10 protein-coding genes are annotated in these 13,772 nt (G+C 67.6%); 6 read left to right on the top strand and 4 right to left on the bottom strand.

All coding sequences use genetic code 11. From position 1 onward, the window contains the following. The first annotated feature begins 113 nt into the window (after positions 1-113). Complete coding sequence (locus tag IEY28_RS13640; protein ID WP_188998666.1) at positions 114-1,649, top strand: TrkH family potassium uptake protein; 1,536 nt, start codon at positions 114-116, stop codon at positions 1,647-1,649. A gap of 5 nt (positions 1,650-1,654) precedes the next feature. On the opposite strand, the gene IEY28_RS21010 is transcribed toward IEY28_RS13640, so the two are convergent. From IEY28_RS21010 to trkA, 3 genes are read right to left on the bottom strand one after another with little or no spacing between them, the layout of a single operon-like run. Continuing rightward, a complete protein-coding gene (locus IEY28_RS21010) occupies positions 1,655-1,999 on the bottom strand; it encodes a DUF7344 domain-containing protein (RefSeq protein WP_420842324.1) in 345 nt (114 codons plus the stop codon). Between the two features lie 44 nt (positions 2,000-2,043). Continuing rightward, positions 2,044-3,615 carry a TrkH family potassium uptake protein gene (locus IEY28_RS13630; protein WP_188998660.1) on the bottom strand — a complete coding sequence of 524 codons (1,572 nt, stop codon included), beginning with the start codon at positions 3,613-3,615 and terminating at the stop codon, positions 2,044-2,046. Between the two features lie 2 nt (positions 3,616-3,617). After that, complete coding sequence (gene trkA / locus IEY28_RS13625; RefSeq protein ID WP_188998658.1) at positions 3,618-4,949, bottom strand: Trk system potassium transporter TrkA; 1,332 nt, start codon at positions 4,947-4,949, stop codon at positions 3,618-3,620. Positions 4,950-5,138: 189 nt separating this feature from the next. Between trkA and IEY28_RS13620 the strand changes: the two genes are divergently transcribed. Then, the gene (locus IEY28_RS13620) at positions 5,139-5,573 is read left to right on the top strand and encodes a universal stress protein (RefSeq protein WP_188998656.1); all 435 of its coding nucleotides are present in this window, start codon (positions 5,139-5,141) and stop codon (positions 5,571-5,573) included. Continuing rightward, positions 5,570-7,819, top strand: a complete 2,250-nt coding sequence (locus IEY28_RS13615) for an amino acid permease (protein WP_188998652.1) — start codon at positions 5,570-5,572, stop codon at positions 7,817-7,819. Before IEY28_RS13620 ends, IEY28_RS13615 begins: the two co-directional genes overlap by 4 nt. Here the strand turns inward: IEY28_RS13615 and IEY28_RS13610 are convergent. Continuing rightward, entirely contained in the window at positions 7,816-9,255 is a 1,440-nt protein-coding gene (locus IEY28_RS13610; RefSeq protein WP_188998650.1) for a polysaccharide deacetylase family protein, read from the bottom strand. The two genes, IEY28_RS13615 and IEY28_RS13610, sit on opposite strands and share 4 nt — an antisense overlap. A 230-nt stretch (positions 9,256-9,485) precedes the next feature. On the opposite strand from IEY28_RS13610, the gene IEY28_RS13605 reads away from it, so the two are divergent. From IEY28_RS13605 to IEY28_RS13595, 3 genes are read left to right on the top strand one after another with little or no spacing between them, the layout of a single operon-like run. Beyond that, entirely contained in the window at positions 9,486-11,717 is a 2,232-nt protein-coding gene (locus IEY28_RS13605; protein WP_188998647.1) for a PKD domain-containing protein, read from the top strand. 52 nt (positions 11,718-11,769) lie between these two features. Beyond that, positions 11,770-12,714 carry a S49 family peptidase gene (locus tag IEY28_RS13600; RefSeq protein ID WP_188998643.1) on the top strand — a complete coding sequence of 315 codons (945 nt, stop codon included), beginning with the start codon at positions 11,770-11,772 and terminating at the stop codon, positions 12,712-12,714. Next, the gene (locus tag IEY28_RS13595; RefSeq protein WP_188998640.1) at positions 12,707-13,747 is read left to right on the top strand and encodes a DUF4350 domain-containing protein; all 1,041 of its coding nucleotides are present in this window, start codon (positions 12,707-12,709) and stop codon (positions 13,745-13,747) included. Before IEY28_RS13600 ends, IEY28_RS13595 begins: the two co-directional genes overlap by 8 nt. Positions 13,748-13,772: the final 25 nt, after the last annotated feature.

The following is a 13,772-nucleotide window of genomic DNA, read 5'->3' as shown; positions in this document are numbered from 1 at the left end:
GTAGCAAGGATGCCCGGACACCGCTACGCCGACGTCCTCGCGGGCTACCCGGTGGAATCGGCGGCCCCGAGTGACGCGGTGAGAAGACGTATCGCTGCCCGAAAGACGACAGCATGAACACCGTCGTCGACTGGCGCAAGAGCGTCGCGCTCACCGGGACTGTCGTGAAGTTCCTCTCGGTGGCGATGCTCGTTCCCCTCGTCGTTGCGCTCGTCTACGGCGAGGACGTCGGCGTCTTCGGCGTCTCCATCGTCGGCACCGTCCTCCTCGGACTGGCCGTCGAGCAACTGGACCCCGGAACGGAACTCCGCGAGCGCGAAGCCCTCCTCTTCGTCGCACTCACGTGGTTCGTCGTCGCCGTCGTCGGGGCGGTGCCGTACGTGCTGGCCGGGTGGGGAACCGCTTCGACGCTCGCCGACCCCGTCAACGCCCTGTTCGAGTCCATGTCCGGCTTCTCGACGACGGGGGCGACCGTGATGGGCGAGATAGGGACCGACCGGCACTCACACGCCATCATGATGTGGCGGCAGGTGACCCAGTGGCTGGGCGGGATGGGTATCATCGTCCTGATGGTCGCCATCCTTCCCGAACTGGCGGTCAACGGCGCCCAACTCATCAGCGAGGAGGCACCCGGGCCGACGCTGGAGAAACTCACGCCACGCATCAGCGAAACGGCCCGAATCCTCTGGCAGGCGTACTTCGCGTTCACCGTCCTGCTGGCAGTCCTCCTCTACGGCCTCCATCTGGCCGGCTACGCGCCGAACATGGACCTGTACAACTCGGTCGCGCACGCGTTCTCGACGCTCCCCACCGGTGGCTTCTCGACGAAGCCGGCGAGCATCGCCGCGTTCTCGGCGGCGGTGCAGTGGGTCATCATCCCGTTCATGGTCGTCGCCGGCACCAACTTCGCGCTGTTCTGGTACCTGTTCGACGGCGAGGTACGCACCGTCTTCGAGGACACCGAGTTCCGCGCGTACGCCGGTGCGACGGCCGTCTTCACCGCCGTCCTCTTCGGCCTCCTGTTCTCCGGTGCGGCCCCGGCGCTCGCAAACGGTGGCACCACGGAGGGCGCGTTCGCCAACGCCCTGCGGCAGGCGGCGTTTCAGGTCGGGTCGCTGATGAACTCGACCGGGTACGCTACCAGCGACTTCGCTCAGTGGGAGGCCCACAGCCAACTCGTCTTGCTACTGGTGATGTTCGTCGGCGGGTCCGCCGGGTCCACGGGCGGGGGCATCAAGGTGGTCCGTTGGCTCATCGTCCTGAAGACGCTCCGTCGGGAACTGTTCCACGCGAGCCACCCCGACGCGGTCCGGCCGGTCAGACTCGGCGACGTCGTCGTCGACGAGGAGGCGATTCGGGGCGTCGTCGGGTTCACGCTCCTCTATCTGCTGGTGTTCGGCTTTGCGGCGGTGTTCATCGCGCTGGACGCCACTCGCGTCGGCATCCCGCTCACGCCGATGGAGGCAGTCGGTGCGAGTCTGGCTGCCATCGGCAACATCGGACCGGCCTTCGGCCGACTGGGGCCGTTCGGGTCGTACCTGATGTTGCCCGATACGACGAAAGTAGTGATGATTCTCCTGATGTGGGCCGGGCGACTCGAAATCATCACGGTACTGGTCGTGTTCACGCGGTCGTTCTGGCAGCGCTGATCCGCTCAGACCAGGTCGCCGGGGACGCACTCTTCGTTCTCGGCGAGGAGGCAGATCATGGGTCGTATCTGTTCGAACTCCGGCCCTCGCGAGACGACGCCGGCGTCACGGTCCCACTCTATGAGTCCTGCTTGTGCCAGTTTCGGGAGGTGGGTGTGATACAGTTCGATGGTCACTGTCGAGTCCGCCGTCGTTCCACTGGTGGCCATCGCGGGTGATTGGCCGTGACGGGCTCCCCGCATCAATATCGCATCAGGGACCTCGATATGCTCCGAATCACAGAGGGTGAGGAGTATCTGTCGCCGGTAATCCGCGGCTAACAGTTCGAAGACCGACGATGCCCCGAGCACAACGTCATGATTAAACTACATTCCTAATAAGTATTGTCTAGGAATCAGGAACGCCAGTAGGCCCGAGTCAGGAGGACGAACACGGGGAGAATCTCCAGGCGACCGGCCCACATCAGGAATATCATGTACGCCTTACTGGTCCACGCGAAGTCCGTGTACCCGTTCATCGGGCCGACGGCACCGAACCCGGGACCGACGTTGCCGAGCGTCGCGGCGACGGCGGACATCACTTCGAGGACGGACAGCGAGTAGCCGACCCGGGCGCAGTCGAAGAAGACGACTGCGACGCTGACGAAGAAGAGGACCAGATACAGCAGCGTGAAGGCGTAGATGCCACGGACCGCGCGCTCGTCGATTACGCGACCGCCCAACCGGACCGGCGAGACGGCCTCGGGGTGAATCGTCGTGAATAGCTCCCGACGGAGCGACTTCAGGATGACGAGCCAGCGGATCATCTTGACCGCCCCGCCCGTCGACCCGGCGGACCCGCCGACGAACATCCCGAACAGGAGGAGGTACTTGGTGGCGTCACTCCACGTGTTGAAGTCCATCGAGGCGTACCCCGTCGTCGTGACGATGGAGGTGACCTGAAACGTCGCGTGCCGGAGCGAGCGCTCAGCACTCCCGTCGATGGGGAGGACCTGCTCCGGAATCGATGCGAGGCCCGGACCGAGACCAGCGAACAGCAGGCCCGCGATGACGGCCGATAGCGTGGCCATCACGCCCGCGTAGAACCTGAACTCGCTGTCCTCGTGGAACACGTCGAGGTTCCCCTGCGTGGCCCGCCAGATGAGCGCGAAGTTGGTACCGGCGACGACCATGAACGGGATGACGACCCACTGCACCGCCGCAGAGAACGCCTCGATGGACCGGGCGGCCGGCGAGAACCCGCCGGTCGGCATCGTCGTCAGCGGGTGGGCGACGGCGTTGTACAGCCCCATGTTCGGGGCGAACCCGGCCAGATGGAGGCCGTAGAGGAGCACGAACTCGAGGACGGTGAACCCGAGGTACGCCAGCCACAGCGCTCGCGCCGTCTCGGCGATACGGGGCGTGAGCTTTTCGATGCCGGGACCGGGCGCCTCGGCGTCCATCAACTGCGCGCCCCCGACGGAGAGTTCCGGGAGGATGGCGACAGCGAGGACGACGATACCCATGCCGCCCAGCCACTGGGTCAACTGCCGCCAGAGCAACAGCGCGTGCGAGTGCCGTTCGAACCCGATACTGCCCATGACCGTCGCTCCCGTCGTCGTGAAGCCGGACATGGACTCGAACAAGGCGTTGACGGGGTTCGCGAGCGTCGACTCGGTGCCCATCCCCGCCAGCACGTACGGCACCGCCCCGACGACGGTCACGGCGAGCCACGTCAGCGACACCATCAGGAACGCCTCGCGAGCCCCGAGGTCGGGGTCGGTATCGAGACGTTCGAGAGCGATGCCCGCGAAAACCGTCAGCACGATAGTGATGCCGAAGACCCCGACGTCCTCGCCGTAGTACAGCGCCAGCAGCATCGGTGCGAGCATCGCCACCGAGAGGTACTTCACGACGCTCCCGACCAGCGAGACCGCTGCTCGCCAGTCGACGCGGAGGGAGCGGGACTGCGCCGTCGCCCCGAGCATGGTCAGAGGACGGTGCTGGCGGCGTCGAGTGACTCGGCGTCGACGAACAGGACGACGTGGTCGCCCTGCTGGATGACAGTGTCACCGCGCGGGATGACGAGTTCGCCGTCTCTGGTGATGGCGCCGATGACGACGCCCTCGGGGAGGTCGTCGACGGACTCTCGGATGGGGCGGTCCGCGAGGACGCTCTCTGGTCCCACTTCTATCTCCAGTACTTCGGCGCGGTCGGACTCGATGATGGCGACGTTCTCGGCCTGATGCTCGCGGGTGAACCGCGTTATCTCCTCTGCGGTCGCCTCGCGCGGGTTGACCGCTACGTCGACGCCGACCGCCTCGAACAGCGGGACGTACGCCCCGGAGTCGACGACGGCGACGGCACGGTTCGCTCCGAGGCGCTTCGCCAGCAAACTCGCGAGCAGGTTCTTCTCGTCGTTGTCCAGCGCCGCGACGACGATGTCTACGTCGGCGACGTGTTCGCGTTCGAGGAACTCCCGGTCGGTCGCGTCGCTCTCTAAGACCGTGGTCCCCTCCAGTTCCTCCGCGAGTTCGCGGGCGCGCTCGTGGTTCTGTTCGACGAGTCGGGGTTTCAGGCCGCGGTCCTGTAGTAGTCGGGCGGTGTGGTATCCGACGTCGCTCCCGCCGACGACGAGGACGTTCCGGGCGCCGTCGACGTCGGGGGCTATCTCGTGGGCGAAGGTGTGGACGCTCTCCTGACTGCCGATGACGATGACGTCGTCGCCGGGTTCGAGTACGGTCTCTCCTCGCGGGATGACGACGTCGTCGTCGCGCAGAATCGCCGCGAACGTCAGCGACTCGTAGCGGTCGGCCTCCTCTACGGTCTGGTCGGCGACGGGGCTCGTCTCGGCTATCTCGAACTCGGCCATCTGGACGAGGCCGTCGGCGAACGTCTCCACGTCCTGTGCGGCAGGCAGTCCGACGACTCGCGTAATCGCCTCTGCGGTCAGCAGGTTCGTCGCGACCATGTGGTCGACGCCGAAGGCGCGCTCCGATTGCTCCCACGTCCGGAGGAACTTCGCGCTCTTGACCCGGGAGATGGTGAACGTGTCCGTCACCGTCATGGCGGTGCCACAGGTGACGATGTTCGTCTCGTCGTCGTCCGTGCTGGCGATGAGGATGTCGGCCCGTTCGATGTTCGCGTCCGCCAGCGTCTCGAGGTCTGCGCCGTCCCCCTCGACGCCCAGTACGTCGACGTCGTAGACGAGTTCCTCGACCCGGTCGCCGTCGATGTCGACGACCGCGACGTCGTGCGTGTCGGCCAGACTCCCGGCGATGGCGGACCCGACCTCACCGGCGCCGACGATTACGACGTACATCTGCGACCCTCCGCGTCGTGCATACCCGACCCGTTCAGCCGGCCGCGTGAAGTGTATTTCCATCTCTCGAACTGCCGGCAGACGTGAGGGTTAAGGGTTGTGCGCGACTGTAACCGGATATGTATTGGCCAGCCACGGTTACGTCGTCAGACCGCCGACAGCACGGGGGAGCCACGGGGGGACGGTGCCATGGCTGACCTGCTCGAACGGGTCGTCGTCCCCGTCGCGAGCGAGGACGACGCCGAGACGTCCGCTCGCGCGCTCGCCCGACAGTCCTACGGCGAGGCCGTCTTCGTCCACGTCGTCGAGAAGGCCGGCGGCGCGCCGGACAAGGCAGGGGTCGAACAGCGAGAGCTAGAGGCCGAGGAGATGTTCGAGGCGGCACGGGCCGTCCTCGGCGACGTCGAGACGGACATCTACTACGGCACCGACGTCGTCGAGACGATATTCGACGCCGCCGAGGACGTCGACGCCTCCGCCGTCGTCGTCGTCCCGCGCGGTGGGAACCGACTCGTCCAGATGGTGACGGGCGACGTCGCACTGCGGCTGGTGACGAGGAACGACCGACCGGTCGTCGTCCTCCCGGCCGACGAAGACGGCGAGGACAGCGAGGACGTGACATGAGCGACGAGGAACTCGCGAAGGACCTCGGACCACTGGCCGCGCTGACCATCGGCGTGGGGACGATGATCGGAGCGGGCATCTTCGTCCTCCCCGGCGACGCCATCATCAAGGCCGGGTCGATGGCCTCCGTCGCGTTCGTGCTGGGTGGCGTCATCGCGATGTTTACGGCGTTGTCGGCCAGCGAACTCGGAACTGCGATGCCGAAGTCGGGCGGGGCGTACTACTACGTCAACCACGCGCTCGGGCCGCTCTTTGGCTCGGTCGCCGGGTGGGCCAACTGGCTGGGACTGGCCTTCGCGAGCGCGTTCTACATGGTCGGGTTCGGCCGCTACATCGCCCGTATCTTCGGCCTCTCCGGGACCGTCGGCGTCGGCCCGGTGTCGATGTCCGCCGTCAAACTCGTGGCGTTGGCCGGCGCGGCGCTGTTCGTCTTCATCAACTACGTCGGCGCCAAGGAGACGGGGCGCCTGCAGAACGCCATCGTCGTCCTGCTGGTGGCTATCCTCGCCGTGTTCACGTTGCTCGGCACGCTTCGGGCCGCCCCCGAGAACCTCCCGGAGGCTCGGAGCGTCGTGACGACGCTGGAGACGACGGGACTCATCTTCGTCTCCTATCTGGGCTTCGTCCAGATTACGAGCGTCGCCGAGGAGATACAGGACCCCGGAAAGAACCTCCCGCGGGCCGTCATCGGGAGCGTCGTCCTCGTGACGGTCATCTACGCGCTGGTGCTTGTCATCATGAGCGCCGCCGTCCCGCAGGGGTTCATCGCGGGGCTCTACGAGAACCTCGCACCCGGCGAGACGGCCCCCATCGCCGTCGTCGAGGTGGGCCAGTACCTGCAGGGGGCCGCCATGGGCGGCGCGCTCCTGTTCGGCGGTCTCCTCGCCACGGCCTCCTCGGCGAACGCCTCCATCCTCGCGTCCTCGCGCATCAACTTCGCGATGGGCCGTGACCGCATCGTCACGCCGGCACTCAACGAGATTCATCCCCGGTTCGGCACACCTTACCGGGCTATCGGCATCACGGGCGGCCTCATCCTGCTGTTCATCGTCGTCGGGGACCTGACGTTGCTCTCCGGGGCTGCCTCGGGCCTCCACCTCATCATCTACGGCCTGCTCAACGGGGCGCTCCTCGTGATGCGCTACGTCAACCCAAAGGAGTACGCCCCCGACTTCACCGTCCCGCTGTTCCCGCTGCTCCCGATTCTCGGCGGCCTGCTCTCGTTCGCCCTGCTGGCGTTCGTCGCCACGGACGCGCTGTTTCTCTCGTTCGGTATCGCTGGCGCGGCGATACTGTGGTACGTCCTGTACGCCCGCACCCGCACCGAGAAACAGGGCATCCTCTCGGAACACGTCCTCTCGCGCTCGGAGGAACTGCCCGACGCGGCCGTCAGCGCCGCCGCCGGCGTCCAACCGGACGGCGGGCAGTACCGCGTGATGGTGCCGCTTGCCAACCCCGAACACGAGAAGGACCTCATCACGCTGGCCAGCGCGCTGGCCAAACAGCGCGGCGGCACCGTCGTTGCCACGCACATCGTCACCGTGCCCGACCAGACGGCGCTGGCCGGCGCCGCCGAACGGGCCGACGAGATAGACGAGACCTCCGAGCAGCTCTTAGACCGCGCCCGCGAGGACGCGGAGACGTTCGGCGTCGACGTCGAGACGCACACCATCATCTCGCACAAGTCCTTCGAGGCCATCTTCGACGCGGCCCGGACCCACACGGCAAACCTCGTCGTGATGGGGTGGGGGCCCGACGCGCACGGGTCGCCCGGCCGCGCCGAGTCCGCGATGGACGAACTCACCGAGGCGGTCCCCTGTGACTTCCTCGTCCTGCGTGACCGCGGGTTCGACCCCTCGCGCATCCTCCTCCCGACCGCCGGGGGCCCGGACTCGGACCTCTCGGCGTCGGTGGCACAGATGCTCCAAGCCGAGTACGACTCCGAGGTGACCGTGCTCAACGTCACCGACGACGGCCGCGAGGAGGCCGAGGCGTTCCTCGAAGAGTGGACGGCGGACCACGGCCTCGCCGACGCCGAGATACGCGTAGAGGAGGGCGACGTCGAGTCGGCTATCGCGGCGGCCGCCGAGGACGCCACGCTGTTGCTCGTCGGGGCGACCGAGGAGGGCCTGTTACGCCGCCTCGTCTCCGGGTCGGTGGTCATGGACCTCGTCGACGACGTGGACTGTTCCGTGTTGATGGCGGAGAAACACCGCAAACGTGGCCTGCTGGAACGGCTGTTCTAACGACCGTTCTCCCACATCTCGAGTATCTCTGCCAGCGTCTCGTCGTCCATCTTCTCCCCGTTCGTCCGGGGGACGTAGGCGTCCTGCTCGTTCCAGTGGACGGCCCGCTGGACGTCGGCGAGTTCGATGTCGCCGTCGCGGGCGACGACCCGGGGGACCGATAGCGGTTCGATTTCGGTCACCGGCGGGTCGAGCAACTCCGTCAGCAGCGTCGACGGTTTGATGACGTCGAGCCCTCGTTCGGCGATGCCGTTCATCGTCTCCCGGAAGGCCGACTCCGATATCCAGCCGCCCGCCCCGACCTGATGGTAGGCCAGTACGACCGTCTGCCCGTACTTCTCGGCGAGGTCCAACGTCGTCTCGACCCGGTCGCGGTTCTCGCCGAACACGCGACCCACGGTGAGCGGCCCGGTCAACCGGGCGCCGTGTGGCATACTGCCGTCGGTGAACGCCAGATAGTGGTGGTCGCTGACGATGCTACGGATTCGCGGCGAGGTGCCGCTCCACGGGTACGTGAATATCGCCGACCCGACCTCGAATCCGCGGTCGAGGAGCCACTGCTTGGCGTCGGCGACCTGTCGCCTCGCTTCGTCGTTCGAGAGTTCCGGGAGGTCTCGGTGGTCGACGGTGTGGCTCCCGATTTCCCAGCCAGCGGCCCGCATCTCGCGCATCTCGGACTCGCCGAGGTAGTCGTCTCTGTCGGCTCGCCCCGTGTTGACACACGTGACTGCGGGGAACCCGAACGACTCCAGAACCGGGAGCGCACGCGTATACTGTGTGATGCCACCGTCGTCGAACGTGAGGACGACACGGCCGCCGTCGACCCGCGGCGTCGTCCCGAGGTCGTCCAGCCAGACGAGCATCGGGTCGTCGGAGTCCCGGTTGAAGCGAATCCGTATCTCCTCGACCGAGGAGAGGTCCGGGTCGCCGGTCTCGTCGGTGACGCCGAGGTCGATGCGGAACCAGCCGTACGTCGGCGAGATGGTCCGGCGGTTCATCTCGACGTAGTCGCCCTCGTCGTCTTCCACCTCGACGACGAGTTGCTCGGTGTCCGGGTCCCCGAGACGGAGCGCGAGAGAGAGGTCGCGGTCCGAGAGGTCCAACTCGTCGAACTCTCTGCTGATGGCGAGCGCGTCCGCGTCGCTGTTCGCGGGCGTCGAGAGCCTCGCGGACTGTGACCCGCGGTACACTTCGTTCGTGTCCGCGCTCAGCGACCCCTCGTCCTCGCTCCACGCGTCTACGTCCTCGAAGTCGTCGAGGCGTTCGTCGGGGTCGGCATAGCGGCTCGGACTCTCGAAGTCGGTCGTGAGCAACGGGTGGCGCTGCTGGGCGCGTGCCCGCCCGAGGGCGCGACCACCGGTCGCGAGCGCGAGGGCCACGGCCCCGTGTTTTAGTACTGCTCGGCGAGAAACCGGCGGGATGTCGGTCATTCGCATCCGACTAGTGGCGAGTCAGCTATTGTTATAGCGAGCTTTGTCGGCCGCCCGATAATACAAGGTGTATACAACGGAAACGGGAAAGCGGGCCTTACCGACACAACGCGGCCATAACAAACCACTGGGGGGCCCCGACTACGGACATCGATGGTTCCGTCCCGCCTTGCAGCCGTTTTCACCGTGTCGACGCGCTACCGCTCCGTGAGCTTTGACAGGGAGGTGTGACGTAGATGTCACGACGACACGTCGTCGCGGCCTGTCTCGCGCTCCTCGCCGTCGTCGCCGTTCCAACGGCGGTCGCTGCACCCGACGGCACCGTCGTCGTGGCGCAGTCACTCGACACCGACAGCGTCGCACCGGGTGGGTCGATAGACGTCACTGTGACCGTCGAGGTAACGGACGCCGACGCGCCCGGAATCGACGTCTCGGTGCCGGCGAACTGGACTGTCACGGTCGAGGACGACGGCGATAGTGCCGCGAGTTACGACGACCGGGCGTGGGTCTGGCGTGGCGGAGACGAACACACCGTCGTGTTGACGCTCGGGGCCCCAGAGACTGCCGAGCGGGGCGCATACGACCTCGTCGCGACCGGGTCGGCCATCTATCGGGACACCGGCGAACGTGTCACCGACCGAACGGTCGACGAGGTCGACGTGAGCGGGGAGTTGCCGCTGACGGCCGACGCGGGCGAGAACCGGACGGTCACGCCAGGGGCCAGCGTCGAACTCGACGGCAGCGAGTCCGCCGACCCCGTCGGTGACGGACTTACGTACCGCTGGACGCAAGTGAGTGGGCCGACCGCCACGCTGGCAGCCAACGAGACGGCGACGCCGACGTTCGAGGCACCCGACGTGACCGACGCGGCGACGCTCGCCTTCGAGTTGACCGTCACCGACGCGAACGGGACCACGGACACCGACAGCGTCGCCGTGACCGTCGAGCGACCGAACCGACCGCCGACTGCGAGGGCCGGTGGGGACCGCTCAGTCACGCCGGAGACGACCGTCGAACTCGACGCGACCGGATCCTCTGACCCCGACGGCGACGACCTCGGGTACGCGTGGACGCAGGTCGAGGGCCCATCCGTCGACCTCGACGACGACGAGACGGCGACGCCCGAGTTCGAATCGCCCGACGTGAACGAGCCACAGCGACTGGTCTTCGAGGTCGCCGTCACGGACGGCGAGCGAACGAGTACAGATACGGTCGTCGTCACCGCGGCCGAGACCCCGCCTCCCGTCGCTACTGTCGGCGAGAACCAGTCGGTGACCGAAGGTGACACCGTGACCCTCGACGGCCGGGCCTCGGAGGCCGCCGGAAACGCGTCGTACGCGTGGACGCAGGTCGAGGGGCCATCCGTCGACCTCGACGACGCGTCCGGTCCCGCTCCCTCGTTCGACGTCCCGTCGATGAACGGCCAGACGACGATGGTGTTCCGACTCACCGTCACCGATCGGTTGGGACGAGAAGCCACGGACGCCACGACGGTGATGGTCCGACCCCGGTCCGGCGGCGGTGATTCGGGCGGTGGCGGCGGTGGTGGCGGTGGTGGCGGCGGCGGCGGTCCGGTCGCGTCCGAACCGAGCGGACCGATCATCGCAATCGACCGGCCGGACGGTCGGAGCGCCATCGTCAACGTCGCCGCACCGTCTGCCGACGGCCCCGTCGGCGTTACGCCCGACGTCGCCGACGGCGTGCTGACCTACGACCGACTCAGCCTCTCTCCGAGTGCGACGCCCGCTATCCTCCGCGTAGCCGGGCCGACCAATACGACGCGGGACGTCACTGGGGTCAGGTCGGTCGGCACGCTGGCGACCGATACGGCCGCGAACGCCACGGTGACGACGACGTTCAGCGTCGCCGGAGCCCACCTCGCGGGCGTCGACCCCGACGCAGTGACGGCCTACCGCGTCGACGACGGGTCGGTGACCGCGCTGAACACGACGTTCGTCGACACCGCTGGCGGGCGGCACGTCTACAACGTCACGACCGCGGCACCGCTCGAACTCACGGTCGGCGTGCCGGTCCCCGCGCTCTCGGTGACGGACGTACGCTCCAACGTCTCCGAGACGACGGTCGGTGACCCGGTCGAAGTCACAGTCACCGTGACTAACGAGGGCCGACGGGCGGGCACCGAGACGATCAGTCTCGCCGGGGCCGGCACGCCGACGAACCGGACTGTCTCGGTGCCGGCCGGCGACACCGCGACGACGACGTTCGTCCGCCGCTTCGACTCGGCCGGTGCCCACATGGTCCGCGTCGGTGAGGCGAACACCACGGTCAGCGCCGTCGCGGCATCGACGCCGTCGGACGGCGGGTCCGGCGCGCCGTCGTCGGGCACCGAGACGGACGCCGAGAGTGGCACGACCGAACGGACGACCGGGCTGGCGGGGCCCGGATTCGGCGTCGCGATCACGCTCGTGGCCGTCCTCGTCGCCGCCCTGCTGGCCCGTCGCCGCTGACTCCCCAAAGCTATTCGTCCGGTGGCACCTACCGCAGATAGTGTCAATGTAAATGAAATTGTCACCAACTACCACGGCCGCGTACGTGGTCGTCGTCACCGCCGCCGTCGTGACGGCGGTCGTTCTGGGGCCGGTCGTCTGGGACGTGACCGCCAGCGCGGGCGGCGACCGCCAGAGCGTCGCCGTCGTCACGCTTCGCGGCGGCACCACCGACGCCAACGTGGCCGCCGTCACGCAGCGACTCAGACAGATACGGGACAACGACTCCATCGGTGCGGTCGTCCTCCGCGTCGACAGTCCCGGTGGTCCCGTCGACGCGAGCGAGGAGTTGTATCTGGCGGTCAACCGGACCGCAAGCGAGATGCCGGTGGTCGCCTACGTCGAGGGGACCGCCGCGTCCGGCGGGTACTTCGGTATCTCGCCGGCCGACGAGATCGTCGTCAAGCCGAGTTCGAACGTCGGCAGCATCGGCGTCATCGTGCAGGTACCCCGAAGCGTCATCGAGGACACCGCACGACAGCAAGAGCAGTTCGTCCGCTCGGGCCCCGACAAGGCCCAGATAAGCCTCGACAGTCTCCGGCGGGACATCGAGACGCTCCAACGAGCGTTCGTCGGCACGGTGATGCGCCACCGCGGCGACGAACTCACGCTGGGCCGGGACGACGTCGCCAACGGCCGAACCTATCTCGGTACCCGCGCGGTCCAGAACGGCTTTGCCGACCGCATCGGTGACATCGGGGTGGCCATCGAACGGGCCGCCGCGCTCTCCCCGGACATCGAAGACGACCAGTACGACGTGGTCTACGCAGATACCCAGCGCCCCGTGCAGGTCCTCGTTCTAGACGGGACCGTCGAACGGGTCGAGGGCGACGTCGTCTACGTCGACCGGCCCGAGGACACGCCGGAGCAGGCGTTCCAGCAGCCAGTCGAGTACTACGCCGTCTGGGGCGTCCCGGCGGGGAACGCCACCGACGGAGAGGTGTACGTCTATGACTGAGGGGCGCGTCGTCACGCTGGTCGCGACGTACATCGTGGTCGCCGTCCTGCTCGTCGGCGGGACCGCGCTACTGGGTCTCGTCGTCGGCGGGACGGTCGGGACACCGGACGGCGTCGGCATCGAGGGGCAGTCCCCGGCGCAGTTCCAACCTGACCGTGTCAACCCCGACGTCGACCCCGAGACGGGGCGGATAGCCGTCGAGCGCGGGGACGCTCGCATCCTCGTCGACGCCGACCACGGCAACCAGTTCGAGCGGTCGGATCTGGAACCCGCCGTCGAAGCCGCGTTCCGTGCCGGGCACACGGTGACGTTCTCCGACGACGTGGACAGCGACCAGCCGTACAACCGGACGCTCGCGGGCCGGTCGGGCCTGCTGGTCGTCCAACCGACGGAGGGATTCTCCGCCGGCGAACGGGCGGTAATCCGCAACTTCACGGCCGCGGGCGGTCACGTGGTCGTCCTCGCCGAACCGACCCAGTCGCGCGTCTCGACGGGCCTGTTCGGCGGGGGAGCCACCACCGTCTCCTTCGGTGCGAACAACTTGACCGAGTCCTACGGCGTCCGCATCGGCGCCGAACCGCTGTTCAACGTCGACGATACGGCCACCGACAACAATTTCAAGAGCATCTACAGTTCGCCGCGGGGCGACGACCCGCTGACCGACGGCGCCGAGACGGTCACGTTCGACGCCGGCGGCTACGTCGCCGTCCGCCGAACCAGCGACGCCGAGGTGGTGTACCAGTCCGTCCCGGGGACGCGGACGCTCGACTCCCGTCGGGCCGGCCAGTACCCCACCGTCGCCCGCACGGAGAACCTCGTGTTCGTCGCCGACACGACCCTGCTCGAACGGTCGGAGGTGTACGACGCCGACAACGAGGCGTTCGTCGGCAACCTCCTCTCGTTTCTCGCGGCGGGAGACGCGCCCGAACACCTCCCCGGGCCACCCGTGACTGACGGCGAGTCTGACGAGGACGACGAACCGACTAACGAGACGGCCACGCCCACCAACGAGACGCCGACGCCGTCGACCTGAGCGGGCCGGGTCGAGAGCGGCCCCC

Origin of the sequence: Haloarcula pellucida, from assembly GCF_014647235.1 — an archaeon.
Lineage (GTDB): Archaea > Halobacteriota > Halobacteria > Halobacteriales > Haloarculaceae > Haloarcula > Haloarcula pellucida.
The sequence above is the reverse complement of the archived record's forward strand: the minus strand, read 5'-3'. Positions and strand labels throughout refer to the sequence as shown.

Bases quoted from the DNA above. Each gene is read 5' to 3' on its own strand.
- IEY28_RS13640 (WP_188998666.1), top strand. From the start codon at position 114: ATGAACACCGTCGTCGACTGGCGCAAGAGCGTCGCGCTCACCGGGACT.
- IEY28_RS13630 (WP_188998660.1), bottom strand. From the start codon at position 3,615: ATGCTCGGGGCGACGGCGCAGTCCCGCTCCCTCCGCGTCGACTGGCGA.
- trkA (WP_188998658.1), bottom strand. From the start codon at position 4,949: ATGTACGTCGTAATCGTCGGCGCCGGTGAGGTCGGGTCCGCCATCGCC.
- IEY28_RS13620 (WP_188998656.1), top strand. From the start codon at position 5,139: ATGGCTGACCTGCTCGAACGGGTCGTCGTCCCCGTCGCGAGCGAGGAC.
- IEY28_RS13615 (WP_188998652.1), top strand. From the start codon at position 5,570: ATGAGCGACGAGGAACTCGCGAAGGACCTCGGACCACTGGCCGCGCTG.
- IEY28_RS13610 (WP_188998650.1), bottom strand. From the start codon at position 9,255: ATGCGAATGACCGACATCCCGCCGGTTTCTCGCCGAGCAGTACTAAAA.
- IEY28_RS13605 (WP_188998647.1), top strand. From the start codon at position 9,486: ATGTCACGACGACACGTCGTCGCGGCCTGTCTCGCGCTCCTCGCCGTC.
- IEY28_RS13600 (WP_188998643.1), top strand. From the start codon at position 11,770: ATGAAATTGTCACCAACTACCACGGCCGCGTACGTGGTCGTCGTCACC.
- IEY28_RS13595 (WP_188998640.1), top strand. From the start codon at position 12,707: ATGACTGAGGGGCGCGTCGTCACGCTGGTCGCGACGTACATCGTGGTC.